21 protein-coding genes are annotated in these 21,775 nt (G+C 63.5%); 14 read left to right on the forward strand and 7 right to left on the reverse strand.

Going from position 1 to position 21,775, the window contains the following annotated elements:
• Positions 1–70 precede the first annotated feature (70 nt).
• Together NG898_RS02745 and NG898_RS02750 are read right to left on the reverse strand one after the other, a co-directional pair.
• Positions 71–649 carry a hypothetical protein gene (locus NG898_RS02745; protein WP_252690977.1) on the reverse strand — a complete coding sequence of 193 codons (579 nt, stop codon included), beginning with the start codon at positions 647–649 and terminating at the stop codon, positions 71–73.
• A gap of 90 nt (positions 650–739) precedes the next feature.
• Entirely contained in the window at positions 740–1,531 is a 792-nt protein-coding gene (locus NG898_RS02750) for an IclR family transcriptional regulator (protein WP_252690978.1), read from the reverse strand.
• 325 nt (positions 1,532–1,856) lie between these two features.
• On the opposite strand from NG898_RS02750, the gene NG898_RS02755 reads away from it, so the two are divergent.
• The 10 genes from NG898_RS02755 to NG898_RS02800 all read left to right on the forward strand — a co-directional run bounded on the left by NG898_RS02755 (position 1,857) and on the right by NG898_RS02800 (position 10,480).
• On the forward strand, positions 1,857–2,546 hold the full coding sequence (locus NG898_RS02755; RefSeq protein WP_252690979.1) for a 3-oxoacid CoA-transferase subunit A: 690 nt from the start codon (positions 1,857–1,859) through the stop codon (positions 2,544–2,546).
• Positions 2,543–3,205 carry a CoA transferase subunit B gene (locus NG898_RS02760; protein WP_252690980.1) on the forward strand — a complete coding sequence of 221 codons (663 nt, stop codon included), beginning with the start codon at positions 2,543–2,545 and terminating at the stop codon, positions 3,203–3,205. The genes NG898_RS02755 and NG898_RS02760 overlap by 4 nt, the downstream gene beginning before the upstream one ends.
• 22 nt (positions 3,206–3,227) lie before the next feature.
• Complete coding sequence (gene pcaF / locus NG898_RS02765) at positions 3,228–4,430, forward strand: 3-oxoadipyl-CoA thiolase (protein ID WP_252690981.1); 1,203 nt, start codon at positions 3,228–3,230, stop codon at positions 4,428–4,430.
• 7 nt (positions 4,431–4,437) lie between these two features.
• Positions 4,438–5,799 (forward strand): 3-carboxy-cis,cis-muconate cycloisomerase, encoded by a 1,362-nt coding sequence (locus NG898_RS02770; RefSeq protein WP_252690982.1) that lies wholly within the window; start codon positions 4,438–4,440, stop codon positions 5,797–5,799.
• 22 nt (positions 5,800–5,821) lie between these two features.
• Positions 5,822–6,634, forward strand: a complete 813-nt coding sequence (gene pcaD / locus NG898_RS02775) for a 3-oxoadipate enol-lactonase (protein ID WP_252690983.1) — start codon at positions 5,822–5,824, stop codon at positions 6,632–6,634.
• Positions 6,627–7,025, forward strand: coding sequence for a 4-carboxymuconolactone decarboxylase (gene pcaC / locus NG898_RS02780; RefSeq protein ID WP_045206037.1), 399 nt, complete (start codon positions 6,627–6,629; stop codon positions 7,023–7,025). Before pcaD ends, pcaC begins: the two co-directional genes overlap by 8 nt.
• A 90-nt stretch (positions 7,026–7,115) precedes the next feature.
• Positions 7,116–7,985, forward strand: coding sequence for a branched-chain amino acid ABC transporter permease (locus NG898_RS02785; RefSeq protein WP_252690984.1), 870 nt, complete (start codon positions 7,116–7,118; stop codon positions 7,983–7,985).
• Complete coding sequence (locus NG898_RS02790; RefSeq protein WP_252690985.1) at positions 7,982–9,016, forward strand: branched-chain amino acid ABC transporter permease; 1,035 nt, start codon at positions 7,982–7,984, stop codon at positions 9,014–9,016. Before NG898_RS02785 ends, NG898_RS02790 begins: the two co-directional genes overlap by 4 nt.
• Positions 9,013–9,786, forward strand: a complete 774-nt coding sequence (locus tag NG898_RS02795) for an ABC transporter ATP-binding protein (protein ID WP_252690986.1) — start codon at positions 9,013–9,015, stop codon at positions 9,784–9,786. Before NG898_RS02790 ends, NG898_RS02795 begins: the two co-directional genes overlap by 4 nt.
• Positions 9,779–10,480 (forward strand): ABC transporter ATP-binding protein, encoded by a 702-nt coding sequence (locus NG898_RS02800; RefSeq protein WP_252690987.1) that lies wholly within the window; start codon positions 9,779–9,781, stop codon positions 10,478–10,480. Before NG898_RS02795 ends, NG898_RS02800 begins: the two co-directional genes overlap by 8 nt.
• A 3-nt stretch (positions 10,481–10,483) precedes the next feature.
• Here the strand turns inward: NG898_RS02800 and NG898_RS02805 are convergent, their stop codons facing one another.
• Together NG898_RS02805 and NG898_RS02810 are read right to left on the reverse strand one after the other, a co-directional pair.
• Positions 10,484–11,653: an ABC transporter substrate-binding protein gene (locus tag NG898_RS02805; RefSeq protein ID WP_252690988.1), complete on the reverse strand. Its 1,170-nt coding sequence runs from the start codon at positions 11,651–11,653 to the stop codon at positions 10,484–10,486.
• Between the two features lie 139 nt (positions 11,654–11,792).
• On the reverse strand, positions 11,793–12,770 hold the full coding sequence (locus NG898_RS02810; RefSeq protein WP_252690989.1) for a LysR family transcriptional regulator: 978 nt from the start codon (positions 12,768–12,770) through the stop codon (positions 11,793–11,795).
• Positions 12,771–12,889: 119 nt separating this feature from the next.
• Here NG898_RS02810 and pobA point away from each other — a divergent pair, with 119 nt between their 5' ends.
• A complete protein-coding gene (pobA, locus tag NG898_RS02815) occupies positions 12,890–14,116 on the forward strand; it encodes a 4-hydroxybenzoate 3-monooxygenase (RefSeq protein WP_252690990.1) in 1,227 nt (408 codons plus the stop codon).
• On the opposite strand, the gene NG898_RS02820 is transcribed toward pobA, so the two are convergent.
• Complete coding sequence (locus tag NG898_RS02820) at positions 14,094–15,200, reverse strand: glycoside hydrolase family 191 protein (protein ID WP_252690991.1); 1,107 nt, start codon at positions 15,198–15,200, stop codon at positions 14,094–14,096. The two genes, pobA and NG898_RS02820, sit on opposite strands and share 23 nt — an antisense overlap.
• Positions 15,201–15,506: 306 nt before the next feature.
• Between NG898_RS02820 and NG898_RS02825 the strand changes: the two genes are divergently transcribed.
• The 3 genes from NG898_RS02825 to NG898_RS02835 all read left to right on the forward strand — a co-directional run bounded on the left by NG898_RS02825 (position 15,507) and on the right by NG898_RS02835 (position 17,837).
• Entirely contained in the window at positions 15,507–15,800 is a 294-nt protein-coding gene (locus tag NG898_RS02825; protein WP_004631110.1) for a hypothetical protein, read from the forward strand.
• Between the two features lie 348 nt (positions 15,801–16,148).
• Positions 16,149–16,367 carry a translation initiation factor IF-1 gene (gene infA / locus NG898_RS02830; RefSeq protein WP_004631109.1) on the forward strand — a complete coding sequence of 73 codons (219 nt, stop codon included), beginning with the start codon at positions 16,149–16,151 and terminating at the stop codon, positions 16,365–16,367.
• A gap of 474 nt (positions 16,368–16,841) precedes the next feature.
• Positions 16,842–17,837 carry a hypothetical protein gene (locus NG898_RS02835; RefSeq protein ID WP_252690992.1) on the forward strand — a complete coding sequence of 332 codons (996 nt, stop codon included), beginning with the start codon at positions 16,842–16,844 and terminating at the stop codon, positions 17,835–17,837.
• A 130-nt stretch (positions 17,838–17,967) separates the two neighbouring features.
• Here NG898_RS02835 and galU read toward each other — a convergent pair whose 3' ends face one another.
• On the reverse strand, positions 17,968–18,840 hold the full coding sequence (gene galU, locus NG898_RS02840; RefSeq protein ID WP_252690993.1) for a UTP--glucose-1-phosphate uridylyltransferase GalU: 873 nt from the start codon (positions 18,838–18,840) through the stop codon (positions 17,968–17,970).
• 33 nt (positions 18,841–18,873) lie between these two features.
• On the reverse strand, positions 18,874–21,750 hold the full coding sequence (locus NG898_RS02845; protein WP_252690994.1) for a valine--tRNA ligase: 2,877 nt from the start codon (positions 21,748–21,750) through the stop codon (positions 18,874–18,876).
• Positions 21,751–21,775: the final 25 nt, after the last annotated feature.

Below are 21,775 nucleotides of genomic sequence, written 5' to 3' on the forward strand. Positions count from 1 at the left end.
CTTTGTCTGCCATTAATGACATGGCAGCCGACTGCACTCCATCAGGGGATTCCCGGGGCAGGGCGTGGGCTTACAGCGCGCCGCAGATCGATTCGTTAATGGGCACGTCGCCCACGGTCTCGTGATCGTTGCCGCGATAGCGGTAGACCAGGCTGAGGCCGAGGCGCGTGAGGATACGCACGTCGCCGTTATTGCAGATGTTCTTCTGCAGGATCGGCACGAAATTCAGCCGAAAGCCCTGCGAGGCGGCCGAGTGCGCTGCGTAGTTGGTCAGCGTGATGACGAAGACGAGGTTCTTCTTCTGCGCCAGCGAGCATTGCGCCAGGGAGGTTTCGCGGTCGAGCGGGACGGGGGTGAAGCGGTTGATTTCAGCGCAGGCCTGCGCGAGGGCACGGTCTGCATTGCGGGCAGGGCCCGTGAGGGCAGGCACACCGGCTGCGGCCGTGCTGCGACCCGTGGCGGCGCCCACCAGCATGCGGGCCAGTGGCGTCAATTCCTGCATGGCCGTCGCCAGCGACGTCGATTGGGCCCACACAGGGCAGGACAGCAACGGCAGGGCAAGCGCCAGGATGCACGAAGCACGCGCCCGGCGTTGGCGGCCTTTCACATCCAGACCGGTGTGAATGGCGGTGTGTTGAGTCACAGACATCCTCTTTGCCCACGGAGCCACAATTTTATTGAAAAAACTGTCGGGATGCGAGGCGCGCAGCGCACTGGGCGCTGCCGCCTTTAACTCAGGTCAGGTCCGTACCCGCACCATGGCAGAAATGCGCTCGGCCGCCTGCTGCAGCGGGCCGAGAAACTGCTTCGTCATCTGTTTGCCGGAAGTCCGGTTGGCCTGGCCGCTGATGTTCATGGCGGCGATGATATCCCCCGCGCGATTGCGGATCGGCGCCGACAGCGAAATCAGCCCTTCCTCAAGCTCCTGGTCGACCAGCGCCCAACCCTGTTGGCGCACGCCGGCAATGATCTCCTTCAGTGCGTCGACGTCCGTAATGGTGCGCTGCGTGCGCGCCCGCCGGTCCGACTCGCGCAGTGCAATGTCGAGCTGGTCCTCGGGCAGGCCCGACAGCAGCACGCGGCCCATCGATGTACAGAACGCCGGCAGGCGGCTGCCGACCGACAGGTTCAGCGCGATGATTTTCTGCGTGGGCACGCGCAGAACGTAGACGATTTCAGTCCCATCCAATACCGAGGCAGAGCAACTTTCGTGCACCGTCTGCACGAGTTCTTCCATCACCGGCTCGGCCAGGTTCCAGAACGGCATCGACGTGAGATAGGCGAACCCGAGATCGAGGATCTTGGGCGTGAGGCGGAAGAGGCGGCCCTCAAAGCTGACATAACCCAGGCTGACCAGCGTGAGAAGGATGCGGCGGGCGCCGGCGCGGGTCAGCCCCGTGGCCTCGGCGACTTCGGAGAGCGTTTGCTCGGGACGCTCGGCATTGAACGCGCGGATGACCGACAGGCCCCGTGCAAAGGACTGGACGTAGGAATCGCTGGGTTTTTCGGTGGGCAGTTCGGCAGCGGACATGCAAAGAAAGATGAAAGCGGTGCAGTGGCCTCAAGCCTACTGGCATTACCCCGATTTCGCTACTCGAACGCTTGATCGGTATGCGTACGCCTTGACACGCTCAGGAAGGCAGGCGTAGATTAGTTCTTGGATCGAACTTGAGTTCGCGTAGCGAACAAACATAGAAAGATAAGCGTGGGCCGGACAGCAAAGGCCTGTGTCGATCCGATCGTCAAACAGGAGACTCGCACGCCGCCCGGTTGCGGCTCGGCCATGTCCGGCCCCCGCGATGCTCCGAACCGCGCCAGCCATCGAGAATGTGTGGCGCCCTTGCCGGAGAATGCACGTGATCAACAAGCTTTGTTCGTCTGTGGAGGCCGCCCTGACCGATATCCCGGACGGTGCCACCATCATGATTGGCGGGTTCGGTACTGCCGGCATGCCATCGGAACTCATCGACGGGCTCATCGCGCATGGCGCGCGTGAGCTGACCATCATCAACAACAACGCCGGCAATGGCGAGACGGGCCTGGCCGCGCTGCTCAAGGCCCGCCGCGTGCGCAAGATCATCTGCTCGTTCCCGCGCCAAGCCGATTCGTATGTGTTCGATGCGCTGTATCGCGCCGGCGAGATCGAGCTGGAACTGGTGCCGCAAGGCAACCTGGCCGAGCGCATCCGCGCCGCAGGTGCCGGTATTGGCGGCTTCTTCTGCCCGACTGCCTATGGCACGCAATTGGCCGAAGGTAAAGAAACGCGCATCATCGACGGCAAGCCGTACGTATTCGAATTGCCGCTGACCGCCGACTACGCCCTCATCAAAGCCCTGCGTGCAGACCGCTGGGGCAATCTCGTCTATCGCAAGACCGCTCGCAACTTCGGGCCGGTGATGGCCATGGCGGCCAAGTGCACCATCGCACAGGTCGGCGAGACGGTGGAGTTGGGCGAGCTGGACCCCGAGCACATCGTCACGCCCGGCATTTTTGTGAAGCGCGTCGTGAAGCTCGTCTCCGCGCAACCCGCTAAGGAGGCCGCATGAGCGCCGAAACCACCACCAAGATTCACCGCTGGACGCGCGATCAGATCGCTACCCGTGTGGCACGTGATATTCCCGACGGCTCGGTCGTCAACCTGGGCATCGGTCTGCCGACGCTGGTGGCGAACCAGCTGCCGGCCGATCGCGAAATCATTCTGCATACCGAGAACGGTCTGCTTGGCATGGGCCCGGCGCCCGCTCCCGGGCAAGAAGACGAAGACCTCATCAACGCCGGCAAGCAGCCGGTCACGGTCAAGCCTGGCGCATCGTTCTTCCATCACGCCGATTCGTTTGCCATGATGCGGGGTGGCCATCTCGACTATTGCGTGCTCGGCGCCTTCCAGGTGTCGGCCACGGGTGACCTGGCCAACTGGCACACCGGAGCACCGGATGCGATTCCCGCCGTGGGCGGCGCGATGGACCTGGCTATTGGTGCCAAGCGCGTCTTCGTCATGATGGAGCACCAGACCAAGCAGGGCGAAAGCAAGATCGTGCCGTCGTGCACGTACCCGCTGACGGGGATCGGCTGTGTCGATACCATCTACACCGACCTTGCCGTGATCGACATCACGCCCGAAGGACTGGTGGTGCGTGAGATGGCCGACGGCCTCGATTTCGATACGCTGCAGTCGATGACGGCGGCGCCGTTGCGTCGAGCCTAGAACTATTGGAGACAGAACAATCATGACCGAAGCCTTTATCTGCGACGCCATCCGGACCCCCATCGGCCGATACGGCGGCAGCCTGTCTGCCGTGCGCGCGGATGACCTTGGCGCGGTGCCGCTCAAGGCGCTGATGGCGCGCAACCCGCAGGTCGACTGGTCGGCCATCGACGACGTGATCTTCGGCTGCGCCAACCAAGCAGGGGAAGACAACCGCAACGTGGCGCGCATGTCGCTGCTGCTGGCCGGGCTGCCCGACAGCGTGCCGGGCTCCACCATCAACCGCCTGTGCGGCTCGGGCATGGACGCGACCGGTACCGCCGCGCGCGCCATCCGCTCGGGGGAGACCGCGCTGATGATCGCGGGCGGCGTGGAGAGCATGAGCCGAGCGCCGTTCGTAATGGGCAAGGCGGCCAGCGCCTTCTCGCGCGATGCCGCCATCTACGACACCACCATCGGCTGGCGCTTCGTCAACCCGCTGATGAAGGCGCAATATGGCGTCGACTCGATGCCTGAAACCGCCGAGAACGTCGCCACCGACTACAAGATCAACCGCGAAGACCAGGACCGGTTCGCGCTGCGCAGCCAAGCCAGCGCCGCGCGTGCGCAAGAAGACGGCACGCTCGCTCAGGAAATTACTCCGGTAACGATCCCGCAGAAGAAAGGCAATGCCATTGTGGTGGACCGGGATGAGCATCCCCGCGCCACCAGCATGGAAGCGCTCGCCAAGCTCAAGGGCGTGGTGCGTCCGGACGGCACCGTGACCGCCGGCAATGCGTCGGGCGTAAACGATGGCGCCTGCGCGCTGCTCCTCGCCAATGAAGACTCCGCCAAGCGCTTTGGCCTGACCCCGCGTGCGCGCATCGTCGGCATGGCCACCGCGGGCGTGCCGCCGCGCGTGATGGGCATTGGCCCTGCACCGGCGTCGCAGAAGCTGCTCAAGCAACTGGGCCTGACGATTGATCAGATGGACGTGATCGAGCTGAACGAGGCGTTTGCTGCGCAGGGATTGGCAGTGACGCGTCAACTGGGCGTGCGTGATGACGACCCGCGCGTCAATCCGAATGGCGGTGCCATCGCACTTGGCCACCCGCTCGGCATGAGCGGCGCGCGCCTGGTGACGACGGCGATGTATCAGCTGCAACGCACGGGCGGACGCTATGCACTGTGCACGATGTGCATCGGCGTGGGGCAGGGCATTGCGCTGGTGATCGAACGCGTTTGATACGGCCATGACCAGCGGACTGCTCGATCGCGCATTCTCCACACCGGCCATGTTGGCGGTGTGGTCCGATGCGGCCACCGTGTGCGCGATGCTCGATGTGGAGGCCGCACTCGCCCAGGCCGAGGGCGCGGTTGGCGTGATTCCGGCGCAAGCCGTGGCGCCGATTCGCGCGGTGTGCGCCAACGTTACGTTGGACTTGGATGCGCTGGGCGCCGCCGCTGCCAGCGCTGGCAACCTGGCGATCCCGCTCGTCAAGCAACTGACCGCCGCCGTCGCGCAGCACGATGAAAACGCCGCGCGCTACGTGCATTGGGGCGCGACCAGCCAGGACATCATCGATACCGGTCTGATGCTGCAGTGGCGGCAATCGGCGGAGTTGATCGAAGCGGATTTGCAGAAGCTGGCGGATGCGCTTGCCGCGCTGGCGCAACGTCATCGCAATACGCCGATGGTGGCGCGCACATGGTTGCAGCAGGCGCTACCGACAACGTTCGGGCGCAAGGTTGCGGGCTGGCTGGAAGCGGTGCATCGCGCGCAGGATCGTTTTGCCGCGTTGCGCGCGCATGTGCCCGCGCTGCAGTTTGGCGGAGCGGCAGGCACGCTTGCCAGCCTGGGCGAACATGCACGTGCCGTCGCTCAGACGCTGGCGCACGAGCTTGACTTGCCGCTGCCGGCGCTCTCCTGGCACGGCGAGCAAGATCGAATCGCCGATATTGGCACCACGCTCGCACTGCTGACCGGCGCGCTGAGCCACTTCGCGCGCGATCTCTCGCTGATGATGCAGACCGAGGTCGGCGAGGTTGCCGAGCCGTCCGGTGCAGGCAAGGGCGGCTCTTCCACCATGCCGCATAAACGCAACCCGGTCGGTTGCGCGACGGTGCTGGCGGCGGCCACACGGATGCCGGGGTTGGCGAGCACGCTGCTGTCTGCGCTGCCGCAGGAGCACGAACGCGCGCTCGGCGGTTGGCAGGCGCAATGGGCGACGTTGCGCGAGATGGCTTGCCTCGCGGCCGGCGCGCTCGATCGCATGCGCGAGATTGTTGAAGGTTTGCATGTTGATGCCGCTCGCATGCGCGCGAATCTGGACCTCACGCACGGCCTGATCCTTGGTGAAGCCGTGATGCTGGCGCTCGGCGCAGATCTTGGTCGCCTGCAAGCGCACCATGTGGTCGAAGCGGCCAGCCGCAAAGCCGTACAAGAGAGCAAAACGCTGCATGACGTGCTGGCCCAAGACGCCGACGTCCTGCGCATCTGGGGCACCGCCACGCCGCAACGGCTGAGCGCGCTGCTCGATCCCAATCATTATCTTGGCGATGCGGGCGCCGCAGTCGACCGCGTGCTTGCGGAACACGCTCGCCGCCATCCCTGAACCCGCATTCCACGGAGATACCATGCCCTGGCTTGAACACGACAACGTCCGCCTGTATCACGAATTCGATGATGGGCCCGCCACGGGTAAGCCGGTGCTGGTGCTGTCGAACTCCCTGGGCACCAACCTGGGTATGTGGGAGCCGCAGCTCGAAGCGCTGCGTCAGCACTTCCGTCTCTTGCGCTATGACCAGCGCGGCCACGGCCAGTCGAGCGTGCCCGACGCGCCGTTCGGCGTCGCGCAGCTTGGCGGGGATGTGCTTGCGTTGCTCGACCACTACAACATTGATCTTGCGCTGTTCTGCGGCCTGTCGATGGGCGGCCTGACTGGCCTGTGGCTGGCCGCGTATCACGGCGAGCGCTTCCCGCGCATGGTGGTGACGAACACTGCCGCACTGATCGGTACGCAGCAAAGCTGGAATACCCGCATCGCGCAGGTCGACCAAGGCGGGATGGCCAGCATTACGGAAACCGTGCTGGAGCGCTGGTTCACGCAGGGCTACCGCGATACCAACGCAAGCCGCGTCGACATCGTCAAGGCGATGCTGCTGTCGACGCCGGACGCGGGCTACAACGGCAACTGCGGCGCGATTCGCGATGCGGATTTGCGTGCGCAATTGCCGAGCATCCGTGTGCCGATGCTGGTGATTGGCGGCACGCACGATATCTCAACCCCCGCCGCGCAGACCAAACTCATTGCGGACGGTGTGCCCGGTGCGCAATACATAGAACTTTCCGCCGGCCACCTCGCCAACTGGGAGCAGGCTGACGGCTACACAGAAGCGTTGGTCAGCTTTTTGACGACCGGCGTTGCGCGCGAGGTCGCTCATGGATGATCGCGAACGTTACGCTGCGGGCATGGAAGTGCGGCGCGCTGTGCTGGGCGATGCCCACGTCGACCGTGCCAACGCCGCGCAGACCGAGCTGACCGCTCCGTTTCAGGATCTCATCACGCGCTATGCCTGGGGCGAAATCTGGACACGCCCCGGTTTGCCGCGCCACACGCGCAGTCTGCTGACGATCGCCATGATGGTCGCCCTGGGCCGCGACGGTGAGTTGCGCCTGCACCTGCGCGCTGCCGCCAACAACGGCGTCACGCGCGACGAGATTCAGGAAACGCTGCTGCAGACCGCCATCTACTGTGGCGTGCCGGCAGCCAACCATGCGTTCCATCTGGCGCAGACGGTGTTTGCGGAGATGGACGCGGAGGCAGCTTCCAAGACGTAGACGCAGGATCCACCGTCTCCGGGAGACGCCACGCAACACACCGGGCAAACCGGCCGCCGAGCTGGAAAAGGAAGCCCAAGGAGGAGACCCATGCTCAGCGCATTGGGTGTGTTGTTCGACGGGCTGGCCTACGGCAGCCTGCTGTTCCTGATCAGCATCGGCCTGTCGGTCACGATGGGTCTGATGAACTTCATCAACCTCGCGCACGGCGCGTTCGCCATGGCGGGCGGCTATGTGTGCGTGGTGCTGATGAACCGCTTCGGCGTGCCGTTTCTGGCGACGCTGCCCATCGCTTTCATCGTCACCGCGGGTATTGGCTTTGTGCTGGAGCGCACGCTGTACCGGCGGCTCTATCGCGCGAGCCCGCTTGATCAGGTGCTGTTCTCCATCGCGCTCGTTTTCATGGCGATGGCGGGCGCGACTTACGTGTGGGGGCCGTCGCAGCAACCCGTTGAGCTGCCGGAGATGCTGCGCGGGCAATGGCGGGTGTTCGATAGTGCGTTGGAGGTCGGGCGCTACCGGCTCTTCCTGATCGGCGTGGTGATTGCGCTGACGGCGCTGCTGGCGTGGCTGATCGAGCGCACGCGCTTTGGCGCCCAGGTGCGCGCGTCGGTGGATCACCAGCAGGCGTCTGCAGGGCTGGGCATCAACGTAAGTCTGGTGTTCTCCGTAACGTTTGCGCTGGGTTCAGGGCTGGCAGGATTGGGCGGCGGATTGGGCATCGATGTGCTCGGGCTCGATCCTGCGTTTCCGATCAAGTACATGGTGTACTTCCTGCTGGTGGTGGCAGTCGGGGGCGCGGGCTCCATCAAGGGCGCGTTGCTGGCTGCGCTTGTGTTGGGAGTGTTCGACGTGGCGGGCAAGTACTACGTGCCGGACGTGGGCGCGTTCGTCATCTACGGGTTGATGGTGGTGCTGCTCGTGTTTTTCCCGAGCGGTCTGCTGGGGAGGCGCGCATGAGTGTGCTGCAGCAACTGAGGCGGGCTGCGCAACCGGTTGAGCGCTCGCCCGCGCATGGCTTGCCGGGCGCGCGCTGGTCGCTGTTCGAGATCGTGTTCTGGTGCATGCCGATCGCGGTGTTCTTTCTTCTTCCCGATTACCTCGTCTTTGGCAGCCAGGTGCTGATCGTCGGGCTGTTTGCGTTGTCGCTGGATCTGGTGCTGGGCTATGCGGGCATCGTGTCGCTCGGGCATGCAGGTTTCTTTGGGCTCGGCGCTTATACCGCCGGACTGCTCGCGGCGCATGGCTGGGGTGAGCCGCTCACCGGCCTGGCGGCGGCCGCCATCGTCGCGGCGCTGGGCGGTTTCTGTGTGAGTTTCCTCGTCGTGCGCGGGCAAGATTTGACGCGATTGATGGTCACGCTCGGCATCGGCCTGATGCTGTATGAAGCGGCCAACAAGATGGCGTTTCTTACGGGCGGTGTCGATGGCCTCTCCGGTGTGACGATGCACAACCTGCTCGGCACCTTTGAGTTCGATCTGGAGGGGCGCACCGCGTACGTTTACAGCTTGGTCGTGCTCTTCTTGGTGTTTGTGGCGCTGCGTTGTCTGGTGCGCTCGCCGTTCGGGCTGTCGCTGCGCGGCATTCAGCAGGGGCCGAAACGCATGCCGGCCATCGGTGCGGATGTCCGCATGCGGCTGGTGGCGGCGTTCACGGTGAGCGCAGCGATTGCCGGGGTTGCAGGCGGATTGCTCGCGCAGACCACGCAGTTTGTCGGGTTGGATTCGCTGGGTTTTTCGCGCTCTGCAGAGCTATTGATCATGCTGGTGCTGGGCGGCGCAGGCCGGCTGTACGGTGCGCTGATCGGCGCGGCGGTATTCATGGTGGCGCAGGACGTGTTGGCCGGCATCAATCCCGTCTACTGGCAGTTTTGGATCGGCCTGTTGCTGATGGTGATCGTGCTATTTGCGCGTGGCGGAATTCTCGGTGGGCTGGAAGCTGCCGTATCCGCGGTCAGAGCGCGTGGTGCTCGCAAGGGAGGTGCGGCATGACTGTGCCGACGATGCATCCAGCGCCCACATTGAGCACGCGAGGCCTGTCCAGACGCTGGGGCAGCTTTCACGCCAATTCCGATATCTCGCTGTCTTTTGCGCCCGGTGCGCGCCACGCATTGATCGGTCCCAACGGCGCGGGCAAGACCACCTTCATCAACTTGCTCACCGGCACGCTGGAGCCCACTGCGGGCCAGGTGCTGCTGGACGAGGAAGACATCACCCGGCTGCCCGCACACCAGCGCGTCAAGCGAGGCATCACGCGCACATTCCAGATCAACACGTTGTTTCCGGGATTGACGGTGCTGGAATCGGTGATGCTCGCGATCTTCGAACGCACCGGCGCGTCGTGGCATTGGCACCGCACCGTCGCATCGCACAAGGATGCACGCGACGAGGCGATGGCGTTACTGTGCCGCTTGCAGCTCGGCGACGATGCGCTGTCGCCGACGCATGCGTTGCCGTACGGCAAACAACGGCTGGTGGAGATCGCCTTGGCGCTGGCCACGCAGCCTCGCATCCTGCTGCTCGACGAGCCAGCCGCCGGTATCCCGAGCGGAGAAAGCACCGAGCTGTTCGAGGTGATCGCCAGCCTGCCGCGCGATATCACCATCCTTTTCATCGAGCACGACATGAACCTCGTCTTTCGCTTTGCCGAGCGGATCAGCGTGCTGGTGGCTGGCCGCGTGCTGGCCGAAGGTACGCCGCAGGAGATCGCGACTGACCCACGCGTGCGCGAGGTCTACCTCGGGGAGACGGAGCATGCCTGAACTGTTGTCGTTCGAGAACGTCACGGCCGGCTACGGCAACGCCGTGGTGCTGGACGGCGTGTCGTTCGCGCTGGAGGCAGGTGGCAGCCTCGCGCTGCTGGGGCGCAACGGCGTTGGCAAGACCACGCTCCTGACCACGCTGATGGGCTTTACGCGCATGCATGCCGGGCGTATCCGCTGGCAGGGCGCGGACATCGCGAAGGTGCCGCCGCATCGACGCGCGAGGGCTGGGCTTGGCTGGGTGCCGCAGGAACGGTGGATGTTTCCCTCGCTGACGGTGGAGGAACACCTGAGCGCCGTGGCGCGACCCGGCCCCTGGGATGTGGCGGGCGTCTACAAGACGTTTCCGCGCCTGCAGGAGCGGCGCCGCAACCTTGGTAATCAGCTGTCGGGTGGGGAGCAGCAGATGGTCGCCATCGCGCGCGCGCTGATGACAAATCCCGCGCTGCTGCTGTTGGATGAACCGATGGAAGGCCTCGCGCCGATCATTGTGCAAGAGCTTGGTCGTGCCATCCGCGCGCTCGTTGATGAAGGCGGCATGGCGGTGATCCTGGTGGAGCAGCATGCGCGTCTGGCGCTGCAACTCACACAGCGCGCGCTGGTGCTTGATCGAGGGCGGATCGTGCATGCATCGGCCAGCGCGGATTTGCTGGCCGATGCGCCGTTGCTGCAGCGCCTTGTGGCGGTTGCGTAGGGCTTATTTGCCTGGGTCCTTCACGTCGGCAAATTTGTCGAACTCGACGTTGTACAGCTCGTTGCCAACCTTCTCCACCTTGCGGATGTAGACGGTCTGCACCACATCACGCGTGGCCGGATCGATGGTGATCGGCCCGCGCGGGCTGTCGATCTTCATGCCCTTGAAGGCCGCCATGGCTTTTTCCCCGTCGATCTTGCCGCCGAGCTTGTTGATCACGTTGTAGATCGCACCGATGCCGTCATACGCGGCAACCGCCATGAAGTTCGGGCGGCCCGCACCGGGGTTGGCCTCGGCAAAGGCTTTCAGGAAGGCCTTGTTCTGCGGCGAGTCGTGCGCGGCCGAGTAGTGGAACGACGTGATGACACCCAGCGTCGAGTCGCCCATGGCCGGCAGCACGTGGTCGTCTGTCAGGTCGCCCGTCGCGATGACCTTGATCCCGGCCTGCGCCAGACCGCGCTCACGAAAACCCTTCATGAACGCCACGCCTTGCTCGCCAGCCGGCAGGAAGACGAACACGGCTTGCGGCTTGCTGTCTTTCACGCGCTGGATGAACGGCGCGAATTCAGGATTGCGCAGTGGCACGCGCACGGCTTCAACCACCTGGCCGCCGCCGGCAGTGAACGTCTGCTTGAACGCGTTTTCTGCATCGAGGCCGGGCGCGTAATCGGCCACCACGGTCGCCACCTGCTTGATGCCGTTCTTCAGGGCCCACGAGGCGATGGGCGTGGAGACTTGCGGCAGCGTCATCGATACGCGCGTCACATAGTCCGACTTGGTGGTGATCGACGACGATGCTGCATTGAAGATCACCATCGGCTTCTTGGCCTGCTGCGCGATGGGCGCCACCGCCAGTGCTTCTGGCGTGAGGCCGAAGCCCGCCAGGAAATCCACCTTGTCTCGCACCACCAGTTCCTGTGCGAGACGCTTGGCGACGTCCGGCACGGGGCCAGTCGTGTCCTTCACGATGATCTGCACCTGGCGCCCACCGGCGGTCGTGCCGTGCAGCTTCTGATACGCCTTGATGCCGTCTTCCATCTGCTTCCCATAGTCGGCAAAGGGGCCGGAGAAGGGCGCGATCAGGCCGATCTTGATCGGCTCGTCCGCAAAGGCGGGCAGGCCGGTCATCAGCGCACCAGCAACGGCAGTCAGCAGCAGCACACGACGTTTCATGAAGGTCTCCAAAGGTTGATCGGCAAGCGTGAGCCGAAAGAAACCACAACGGCGTCGCCTGCGCGTGCCGACGATCCTAAAGGCTCCGTGTTCGCATTGCAATCGAGTGTTCGGATTGTGAACATTCGGGGTGGGTCGATTACTTCGTGTTCTTGCGTTTCGCGGGCCGATGGCCGGGTTCGCGCCATTCATCCGCCTCGTCGTTGAACAGCGACGACACCAGCGCGCGGAACCATTGGCTGCGTGTGTCGTTATGGAATTTGCGATGCCAGTGCTGCTTGAGATCGAAGCTCGGCAGCTCCAGGGGCGGCTGCATCACGCAGATGTTGGCGTGCGACTGCATGAACGACAGGCCCACCGCGTGCGGCACCGTCGCAATCAAGTCCGTGCGTGCGAGGATGAATGGAATGCTCATGAAATGCGGCGTGAGCAGCGTCGGCGTACGTCGGATGCGCTTGCGTTCCAGAAAGCGCTCGTACAGTTCCTGGCTGCGTCCCTCCGCGCGCACCACGGCGTGCCCGTATTCCAGAAACTGCGCCATCGACAGCTTTGTGTTGCCGCCGTGCGTGACGGGATGATCGGCGCGCACGATGCATGTGAAGTAGTGCGTAAACAACCGCTGCTGGAAGAAATTGTTCTTCTTCAGGTCGGGGAAGTAACCCACGGCCAGGTCGAGCGAACCGGTTTCCAGCGCACGTTCGATCTGCGCCGGGGGCAGGGAGACGGATTGCACCGATGCCCGCGGCGCCTGCCGCGCCATCGCCTCGACAATGCGCGGCAAAAACACCATCTCGCCCACGTCCGACAACGAGATCGAGAACGTGTGCGTGGTCGTGGCCGGGTCGAACGCGCCGGTTTCCAGAATGCCCTGCTGCACACGCGCCAGCACATCGCGTGCTGCAGGAATGAGCGCCAGCGCTCGCGGCGTCGGCTCCATGCCGCGCGAGGTGCGTACGAATAGCGGGTCGTCAAACGCAGCACGCAGCTTCCCCAGCGCAGTGCTCACGCCAGGCTGGCTCATACCAAGCTGTTGCGCGGCCATGCTTACGCTGCGCGCGTCATGCAGCGCCAGCAGGATCGGCAACAGGTTCAGGTCAAAGTCGGGCAGGGTCGACATGGCAAACGCACTATCTCAATTAGCGATAAAGTTTATCGCCAATATTGCATTGTGCGATATCAAGGCACGCGCCAACAATGGTTGCCAGAACGATTCCAAATCATCTGGAGACAACCACCATGCGCACCCAGGTCGCCATCATTGGCGCAGGCCCGGCAGGCCTTCTGCTCGGGCAGCTTCTGCACCGCAACGGCATCGATGCCGTCATCCTCGAAACCAAGAGCCGTGCGTACGTTGAAGAGCGCATCCGCGCCGGCGTGCTGGAGCAAGGCACGGTCGACGTGCTCAACGAAGCGGGTGTGGGCGAGCGGATGCGCCGCGAAGGGCTGGTGCACCACGGCATCGACCTGCTGTTTGGCGGCAAGCGCCATCGTATTGACCTGACGGCGATGTCGGGCGGCCGCTCAATCACCGTGTATGGGCAGCACGAGGTGGTCAAGGATCTGATTGCGGTGCGCGTGGAGCAGGGTGCGCCGCTGTTGTTCGATGTGAGCGAGGTGTCGGTGCACGACATCGAGTCCGCCACGCCTTCGGTGCAGTTCGTCCACGACGGCGTGCCGCAGACATTGCAATGCGATTACATCGCCGGGTGCGATGGCTTTCACGGCATCTGCCGGCAGGCGATTCCGGCACAGCGGCAAGCGGTGTTCGAACGCGTGTATCCGTTTGCCTGGCTTGGCATCCTGGCGGAAGCCGAGCCGGCGGCGGAAGAGCTGATCTACGCGAGCCACGATCGCGGCTTTGCGCTGTTCAGCATGCGCTCGCCCAAGATCACGCGCCTTTACCTGCAATGCAAGCCCGATGAGAACCTGGCCGAATGGTCCGATGCGCGCATCTGGGATGAACTCCACACGCGACTGGAGAACAACGACGGCTGGCGCCTGAAGGAAGGCACGATCCTACAGAAGAGCGTTACGCCGATGCGCAGCTTTGTCTGCGAAACGATGCAGTATGGCCGCCTGTTCCTGGCGGGGGATGCCGCGCACATCGTGCCGCCCACCGGCGCGAAAGGCATGAACCTGGCCGTGGCAGACGTTCGCGTGCTGGCTCAGGCGCTGACCGCGCGCTACAAGCAGGACGACACCGCCCAGCTTGCAAGCTACTCCGAACGCTGCCTGCAACGCGTCTGGCGCGCCGAGCATTTCTCGTGGTGGATGACGTCGATGCTGCATCGCTTTGACGACCACACGCCGTTCATGCAAAAGCTGCAGCGCGCCGAGCTGGACTACGTGACCAGCTCGCCGGCCGGGGCCCGCGTGCTGGCCGAAAACTACGTTGGCCTGCCGTTTGTCGATGCGCCAGCCGGTGCGTCGTTGAGCGTGGTCAGTAACTCCAAGGCGGCGTAGTCGTCGGCTTGGACAGCGCAATGCGCGAGACCAGCGGGTGGAAACCTTGTCCACGCGAAGCCGTGTAGACCTTCTGCGCGTTGGTGGTCTTCAACGCGTAGTCGATCGTGAAGACGGGTACGTTTCCGGCACAGTATTTCTGGAGTTGGTCGATCGTCCATTGCGTGTCATCTGCGCTGGCGGCCTTGTCGCCGCCAGAGGCGCTGCCCCATGCTGCGCCGGCACTGCCGCCGAACCACGTGTCTTCCTGCGAGATGCCATCGATCGTTGCCAGCAGCGTTGATCCACCGCCGTCGTCAATCAACGAGGGTGCGTTTTGCTGGATTACCGCGAACTGCGGATTGATGGCGCGGCCCGCCGCGCGGATCTTGGCGATGAAATCCACCATGGCCTTGGCCGGATCGATGCCAGCCGCCTGGGCCGCGTCTGCCACAGAAGGCTCGGCGTACGCCTCGACCCAATCCAGATAGACGCCATCGAACCCTTCGCGCGCCAGTTGTGCGATGGCGCCATTCGGCCCGAGCCAGAGCGCTTGCCAGCGCGGATCCCAGAACGCGACGGGGTAGTCACCGGCCCAGCCATCGGGGTCAGCCTTGATGATGAAGTCGGGCGTGCCGGGGCCATCGGCTGTCGGTGCCTTCCAGCTCGACGTCCAATAGGTGCGGAAGTCTTCGGCCTCGCCAATGTCGATGTAAGCGAGCACCTTGCGCGCGGAGCCGTCGGGCTTGGTGCGCAGGCGCGTCACCATGTCGACGGTGTTGAAGTTCTCCAGCCCCTTGACGGTGTTGTTGGCCTCGATGACCAGCATGTCGTACGGCTGCGCGTCCAGCGCTTCGATCTGCGCGCTGGTGGTCATGCCTTGCAACTGATACATCCACGTTTGCACGCCTGCCAGCGGTGAAGCGCCGTTGAGACCGCACGCAGGTGTGGTGGCCGCGGCAGTAGTAGCTACCGTTTTCGACGCAGTCGCGGTATCGGAAGCAGCGCCGGCTTGCGGGCTCAATGAGGAACCGCCGTCGCCACCACCACAGGCAGACAGCATCAGCCCGGCGCACGCCAGGGCAATCGGAGAGATCAGGCGCATCGTCATTCTTGAAAAGGTTGGGGTTGGGTGCTTTGCTCAGCGCGTACGCATCCGTTTGGATGCCACGGCAAGCATCAATCCACGCTAGCACAATCGGATTGCGCTGCACCCTGCCGAGGAGGGGTGACGTTCTGAAACTTCTTTAGACCAGCATTCGTCACCGCTCCGGAAGTCTTTGCGGCGGCGACGTGCCCGCGCCCGCTGTGCCGTGCCCGAAGTCAAACGTTGCCGTCGCTTTCATCGCCATGCAAAACACACGGGTGTATAGTCAGACAGCACTCGACGTTCAAGAAGGGGGCATTTCAGATGGACACTTCGCCGGCGGGCCAATACAAAGGCTTTGACATTTATCCGTTGGCTTTCCAACATGAACGCACGGCACGCTGGCCCGAGGCCAGGGAAGACCGCAGCTACAACGCGGCCGTGATGATCTGTCGGGCGGGGGAGTCGCCCGAGCCGGGGCAGACTCAGGTCTTCCGCCTCTCGGGGGACCGCCAGTTCAGCAATGTGGGTGCTGCGCGCATTGCAGCCCTGCGCTTCGCTGAGAGCATCATCGATGGCGACGTGCCTGAACTGTCGCTTCCTGCCGACGGCGCCTGAAACCGCGGAATCTGCCCGTGGTAGAATAGCGGGCGAATCCGGCTCGCCGCCGCGCCAATCATGGCCGGTGGCGGCTGAGTCCAGCACCGGGGAATACCCCGCGCCGAGTCGGGCGGCGCGCATCTGCGACCGCCACCCATCCTCGCTCTCGCTTGCACGAAACGGCGCGCGCCATTGGCGGGCGCGATTTGTGTTTCGTGCAACTCGGTACCCCCCCAGGCCCGCTGTCCGGGCAGATGATCGCGGCGCACTGCTGCATGCCGCTCAAGGCGTGTGGCGTGGTTCGGGTGGGTCATCACATCATTGCAACCATCGGCGCAGCCGCGTGCTGCATACAAAGGAACGAGTTTGGCCAAGGAAGAACTGATTGAATTTGAAGGGGTGGTGTCTGAAGCACTACCCGACAATCGTTTTCGCGTGCAGTTGGAAAACGGCGTGGAAATCTGGGCTTACGCATCGGGCAAGATGCAAAAGCACCGCATCCGTATTCTCGCGGGCGACCGTGTGAAGCTGGAAATGTCGCCGTACGACCTCACGAAAGGTCGCATCAACTACCGGCACAAGTAAAAACGGCTGTGCCGCCAAGACGTCCATCCCGTGGGCGTTTCGAAGAAACCGCGTGTCCGCTCGACCCGCGGTTTTTTTATTATTGCTGCGTAAGCAGCATTAAATTTCGTTGATCTCCCGGCAACATCCGGTATCATGCCGCTTGGCTGCCAACGGGGGGAACGCGGTTGGCAGTCAACTGAAGTGCAGGGCTTGTCACATAGTTCAAGCCGCGTGCTGCCCTCGGGCGAGCTCGCGCCAGCTGTACCAGTCCACTCAATAAGCGCACGGCCGTTGATCGATCCATCGACTCAGCAGGACCTCTAATCGCGCATCCATTCGCCGACCGGGGCGTCATCTGACGCTCGCACCCGTTCGGTGTTCAGTGTGTCAAAGGAGTCACACCACATCGGGATACCGCACAGGTAGGACGGCGCTTGTCCATCGCAGTACTGGGCGTAACGTTTTTTGCGTCCGAGGGAATAGAAAATCACAATGTTGGAAACCAAAAAAGCAGCACAGAGGGCGGCGCGCATGAGCCTGCGCGCTTTGGTGGGTCTGGCGGCAGCAACAACGCTGACAGGCCTGGGAATACAAACCGCCTCGGCGCAGGCCACGCGCCCGAAGGCTCCCATCTACGGCGTCACACTTGATGACGTCAGCAAAATCAATGCGATCGTGGCGTCGCTCACGCACCTGCCGTACAAGCCGACCGTGCGCGTGGTCTTTGACCCGGGTACATCAGCCGCCGACTATTACGCACCGCTGGTCAAGCTTCATCAAGTCGCCTACGTGATGGGCGAAGTGATGGATTCGTACTATTTCCCGGTGGACTCGACGACCTACAGCGCACGCACCAACGAGTTGGTGAGCACGCTGAAGAATGTCGTGGACGTATGGGAAATCGCCAATGAAATCAACGGCGAATGGCTGCGTGCCAATCCGAGTGGTCCGACCACGACGGCGACGTCGCAGGAACAGCAGATCGGTCAGATGGTGGGCAACGCCTACGACATCGTGAAGGGCGCGGGCGGTCTTGTGTCGGTGACGATGTACTACAACGACGACGGCAAGGGCACCAACTGCTACGAGTTGCCGATGGATTCGTGGCGGACCTGGGCGACCAACTTCCTGCCCTCGCGTGTGCGCCAGGGTGCGGACTACGCGTTGTTCAGCTACTACCCGTACCAGGACTGCCCCGGTTTGAGTCCGTCGTGGGCAAACGATTTCAAGTTGCTCGAAAGCATCTTCCCGGTGGCAAAGGTGGGCTTTGGCGAGATCGGTACGTCCAGTACGTCGGCGCCGCTGTCGGTGCAGCAGAATCTGATCAAGTCGTACTACCCGATGGGTACCACCTCGATGGCTGCGGATCCGCGGTTCATCGGGGGTTACTTCTGGTGGAATTACGTTGAACAGATGCTGCCGTACAGCACGAGCTCGTACTGGAGCCTGCTGAACAACACCATCAAGCCGTTGGCAGCTCCGCAATAAGAAGAGGCCGCAGCCTCTCCTCGCAAAAGGGTGGGACTCCGCGCCGGACGGACGGGACACGATCCGGCAACAAAAAACCCGCGTCAGCTCACGCTGCGCGGGTTTTTTCTATAGCGACGCGCCTATTGGCTCAGCCGCGTGCAGCCAGATAGGCTCGGAAGTCGTCAGCGACTTCCTTGTGCTTGAGCGCCAACTCCACCGTTGCCTTCAGGTAGCCCAGCTTGCTGCCGCAGTCGTAACGCACGCCCTTGTAGCGGTAGGCCAGGACTTGTTCGGCAGACAATAGCGATTGGATGGCGTCCGTCAGTTGCAGCTCGCCGCCCGCGCCCGGTTTGAGGTTGCGGATGTGATCAAAAATGCGCGGCGTCAGGATGTAGCGGCCGACCACGCCGAGGTTGGACGGCGCGTTCTCCGGCGACGGCTTCTCTACGATGGCCGACATCTTGATCACGCTGCCGTCTTCTTCCCACGGGCGGCCGTCGACCACGCCGTATGAACGACTCTGCTCGCGGTCGATCTCTTCCACGCCGATCACCGAGCAGTTGTAATGGTCGTACAGGTCGACCATCTGCTTCATCACGGGCGGCTCGCCGTCCAGCAGGTCGTCAGCCAGGATGACGGCGAAAGGTGCATCGCCGACGAGCTTTTCAGCGCATTGCACGGCGTGGCCCAGACCCAGCGCTTCAGGCTGGCGCACGTAGAAGCAATCCACGTGCGACGGCTTGATCGAGCGCACGACTTCGAGCAGGGCGGTCTTCTGCTTGGCTTCGAGTTCAGCTTCCAGCTCGTAGGCCTTGTCAAAGTGGTCTTCAATTGCGCGCTTGCTGCGGCCGGTCACGAAGATCATCTCCGTGATGCCGGCGGCCATGGCTTCTTCCACCGCGTACTGGATCAGCGGTTTGTCCACGACCGGCAGCATTTCCTTCGGGCTGGCTTTGGTGGCCGGCAGAAAGCGGGTTCCGAGCCCCGCGACGGGGAAAACGGCTTTGGTGACGCGTTGCATCGTGGTTTCCTTGATATCGATTGTTCTGGGCGCTCAGGCAGCCTGTACCGGCAGCCGTGCAATTTGGGCTTCCAGTTTGGCCAGCGTGGCTTTGAAATCGGTCACACGCTTTTGTTCCTGTTCCACCACGGCAGCCGGCGCGCGGGCGACGAACGATTCGTTGCTGAGCTTGGCTTCGCACTTGGTGATCTCGCCGCGCAGGCGGTCGATTTCCTTCGACAGGCGCGCATGCTCGGCAGCCACGTCGATCTCGATTTTCAGCAGCAGCTTGTTCTCGCCGATGATCGCGACCGGTGCGCCAGCGCCATCCTGCTCCATGGCAGCGGCATCCGTGTAGACCTTCACCTCAGACAGCTTGCCCAGCGCTTGCACGTACGGCGCCGCCACCTGCAGGAACTCGGCTTCGCCGTTGGCGTACAGCGGCACGCGTTGCGCGGGGGAGATGTTCATCTCGCCGCGAAGATTGCGGCAGGCGTCCACCAGTGCCTTCAACTGCTGAACCCATTGCTCGGCTTGCTCGTCGATCTTGGAAAGCGCGGCGCGCGGGTACTCCTGCAGCGCGAGGCTTTCGGTGCCGTCGCCCTTGGCACGGCCGGCCATCGGTGCAACCTTCTGCCAGAGCTCTTCGGTAATGAACGGAATGATCGGATGGGCCAGGCGCAGCACGGTTTCCAGCACACGCAGCAGCGTGCGGCGCGTGGCGCGCTGCTGAGCCGGCGTGCCGGTCTGGATCTGCACCTTGGCCAGTTCCAGATACCAGTCGCAGTACTCGTCCCAGACGAACTTGTAGATGGCGTTGGCGATGTTGTCGAAGCGGTAGTCGGCAAAGCCTTTCTCCACTTCGGTTTCCACGCGCTGCAGCAGCGAGACGATCCAGCGGTCAGCCTGCGAGAAGTGCAGGTAGCCTTCGGGGCCGCAATCGCCGACGCATTCCTGCATGCCGCAGTCCTGGCCTTCGGTGTTCATCAGCACGAAGCGCGTGGCGTTCCAAAGTTTGTTGCAGAAGTTGCGATAGCCCTCGCAACGGCCCGGGTCAAAGTTGATGCTGCGGCCCAGCGTGGCGAGCGAGGCGAACGTGAAGCGCAGCGCATCGGCGCCGAACGCGGGAATGCCTTCGGGGAATTCCTTGCGCGTGCGCTTTTCGACCTTGGGTGCGTCTTTCGGGCGGCGCAGGCCGGTCGTGCGCTTGGCCAGCAGCGGCTCCAGCGCGATGCCGTCGATCAGGTCCACCGGGTCAAGCGTGTTGCCCTCGGACTTGCTCATCTTCTTGCCTTCCGAATCACGCACGAGGCCGTGCACGTAGACAGTGTGGAAGGGCACTTCGCCGGTGAAGTGCAGGGTCATCATGACCATGCGCGCCACCCAGAAGAAGATGATGTCGTAGCCCGTGACCAGCACGGTCGACGGCAGGAAATGCTTGAGTTCTGGCGTATCGGCCGGCCAGCCCAGCGATGAGAACGGCACCAGCGCCGACGAGAACCACGTGTCGAGCACGTCGTCGTCACGCGTGAGTGTGCCGGTGTAGCCCTTGGCCGCCGCTTGGGCTTTGGCTTCCTCTTCCGTGCGGCCGACGTAAACGTTGCCCGCTTCGTCGTACCACGCCGGAATCTGGTGGCCCCACCACAGTTGGCGCGAGATGCACCAGTCCTGGATGTTGTTCAGCCACTGGTTGTACGTGTTGACCCACTGCTCGGGCACGAGCTTGATCTTGCCGCTCTGCACGGCGTCCAGCGCGACTTCAGCAATGGAGCGGCCCGGGAAGCGCGTGCCTTCCGGCGCCGGTTTGCTCATGGCGACGAACCACTGATCCGTCAGCATCGGCTCGATGACGACGCCGGTACGGTCACCGCGCGGCACCATCAGCGTGTGTTTCTTGACTTCAGCCAGCAGGCCCTGCGCTTCGAGGTCTTCGACCATCTTCTTGCGCGCGTCGAAGCGGTCCATGCCGGCATAGGCGGCCGGCGCATCGGCAACGATCTTCGCGTCGAGCGTCAGGATCGACAGCTGGGGCAGCTTGTGGCGCTGGCCCACGGCGTAGTCGTTGAAGTCGTGGCCCGGGGTGACCTTGACGACGCCGGTGCCGAATTCGCGGTCGACGTATTCGTCTGCAATCACCGGGATCTTGCGATCGGTCAGCGGCAGGTGAACGAACTTGCCGATGAGGTGGGCGTAGCGCTCATCCTCGGGGTGCACCATCACGGCCGTGTCGCCGAGCATCGTCTCAGGACGCGTGGTGGCAACCGTCAGGTGGGTCAGGCCGCCAACGGCGTCCGGTTCGGCCAGCGGATAGCGGATGTGCCACAGCGAGCCTTCTTCCTCTTCGCTAACCACTTCCAGGTCGGATACGGCAGTGCCGAGCACCGGATCCCAGTTGACGAGGCGCTTGCCGCGGTAGATCAGGCCCTGCTCATACAGTCGCACGAACACGTCGCTGACTGCGCGCGACATCTTCGGGTCCATCGTGAAGTATTCGCGCTCCCAGTCGATCGAGGCGCCCATGCGGCGCACCTGGCGCGTGATGGTCGAGCCCGATTGCTCCTTCCATTCCCACACCTTCTCGACGAATTTCTCGCGGCCCATGTCATGGCGCGACACGCCTTGGGCATCCAGCTGGCGCTCGACGACGATCTGCGTGGCGATGCCGGCGTGGTCGGTGCCGGGCACCCACAGCGTATTGGCGCCGGCCATGCGGGCGTGGCGCGTCAGGCCGTCCATGATGGTCTGGTTGAACGCGTGGCCCATGTGCAGCGTGCCCGTCACGTTAGGCGGCGGGAGCTGGATACAGAAGTCGGGCTTGCCGGCTTCGAGCGTCGCGCGGGAGACGCCCATCGCTTCCCACGCCGCGCTCCACTTCTGCTCGATGGTGGCGGGTTCGAAACTCTTGGCGAGGGACTGGTTTTGATCGGTCATGCTGACAGGGCGCGCAATCGGCGTA

This window comes from Ralstonia mojiangensis (assembly GCF_023955645.1).
In the GTDB taxonomy this organism is placed as follows: domain Bacteria; phylum Pseudomonadota; class Gammaproteobacteria; order Burkholderiales; family Burkholderiaceae; genus Ralstonia; species Ralstonia mojiangensis.

Bases quoted from the DNA above. Each gene is read 5' to 3' on its own strand.
- NG898_RS02745 (WP_252690977.1), bottom strand. From the start codon at position 649: ATGTCTGTGACTCAACACACCGCCATTCACACCGGTCTGGATGTGAAA.
- NG898_RS02750 (WP_252690978.1), bottom strand. From the start codon at position 1,531: ATGTCCGCTGCCGAACTGCCCACCGAAAAACCCAGCGATTCCTACGTC.
- NG898_RS02760 (WP_252690980.1), top strand. From the start codon at position 2,543: ATGAGCGCCGAAACCACCACCAAGATTCACCGCTGGACGCGCGATCAG.
- pcaF (WP_252690981.1), top strand. From the start codon at position 3,228: ATGACCGAAGCCTTTATCTGCGACGCCATCCGGACCCCCATCGGCCGA.
- NG898_RS02770 (WP_252690982.1), top strand. From the start codon at position 4,438: ATGACCAGCGGACTGCTCGATCGCGCATTCTCCACACCGGCCATGTTG.
- pcaD (WP_252690983.1), top strand. From the start codon at position 5,822: ATGCCCTGGCTTGAACACGACAACGTCCGCCTGTATCACGAATTCGAT.
- pcaC (WP_045206037.1), top strand. From the start codon at position 6,627: ATGGATGATCGCGAACGTTACGCTGCGGGCATGGAAGTGCGGCGCGCT.
- NG898_RS02785 (WP_252690984.1), top strand. From the start codon at position 7,116: ATGCTCAGCGCATTGGGTGTGTTGTTCGACGGGCTGGCCTACGGCAGC.
- NG898_RS02790 (WP_252690985.1), top strand. From the start codon at position 7,982: ATGAGTGTGCTGCAGCAACTGAGGCGGGCTGCGCAACCGGTTGAGCGC.
- NG898_RS02795 (WP_252690986.1), top strand. From the start codon at position 9,013: ATGACTGTGCCGACGATGCATCCAGCGCCCACATTGAGCACGCGAGGC.
- NG898_RS02800 (WP_252690987.1), top strand. From the start codon at position 9,779: ATGCCTGAACTGTTGTCGTTCGAGAACGTCACGGCCGGCTACGGCAAC.
- NG898_RS02805 (WP_252690988.1), bottom strand. From the start codon at position 11,653: ATGAAACGTCGTGTGCTGCTGCTGACTGCCGTTGCTGGTGCGCTGATG.
- NG898_RS02810 (WP_252690989.1), bottom strand. From the start codon at position 12,770: ATGTCGACCCTGCCCGACTTTGACCTGAACCTGTTGCCGATCCTGCTG.
- pobA (WP_252690990.1), top strand. From the start codon at position 12,890: ATGCGCACCCAGGTCGCCATCATTGGCGCAGGCCCGGCAGGCCTTCTG.
- NG898_RS02820 (WP_252690991.1), bottom strand. From the start codon at position 15,200: ATGCGCCTGATCTCTCCGATTGCCCTGGCGTGCGCCGGGCTGATGCTG.
- NG898_RS02825 (WP_004631110.1), top strand. From the start codon at position 15,507: ATGGACACTTCGCCGGCGGGCCAATACAAAGGCTTTGACATTTATCCG.
- NG898_RS02835 (WP_252690992.1), top strand. From the start codon at position 16,842: ATGTTGGAAACCAAAAAAGCAGCACAGAGGGCGGCGCGCATGAGCCTG.
- galU (WP_252690993.1), bottom strand. From the start codon at position 18,840: ATGCAACGCGTCACCAAAGCCGTTTTCCCCGTCGCGGGGCTCGGAACC.
- NG898_RS02845 (WP_252690994.1), bottom strand. From the start codon at position 21,750: ATGACCGATCAAAACCAGTCCCTCGCCAAGAGTTTCGAACCCGCCACC.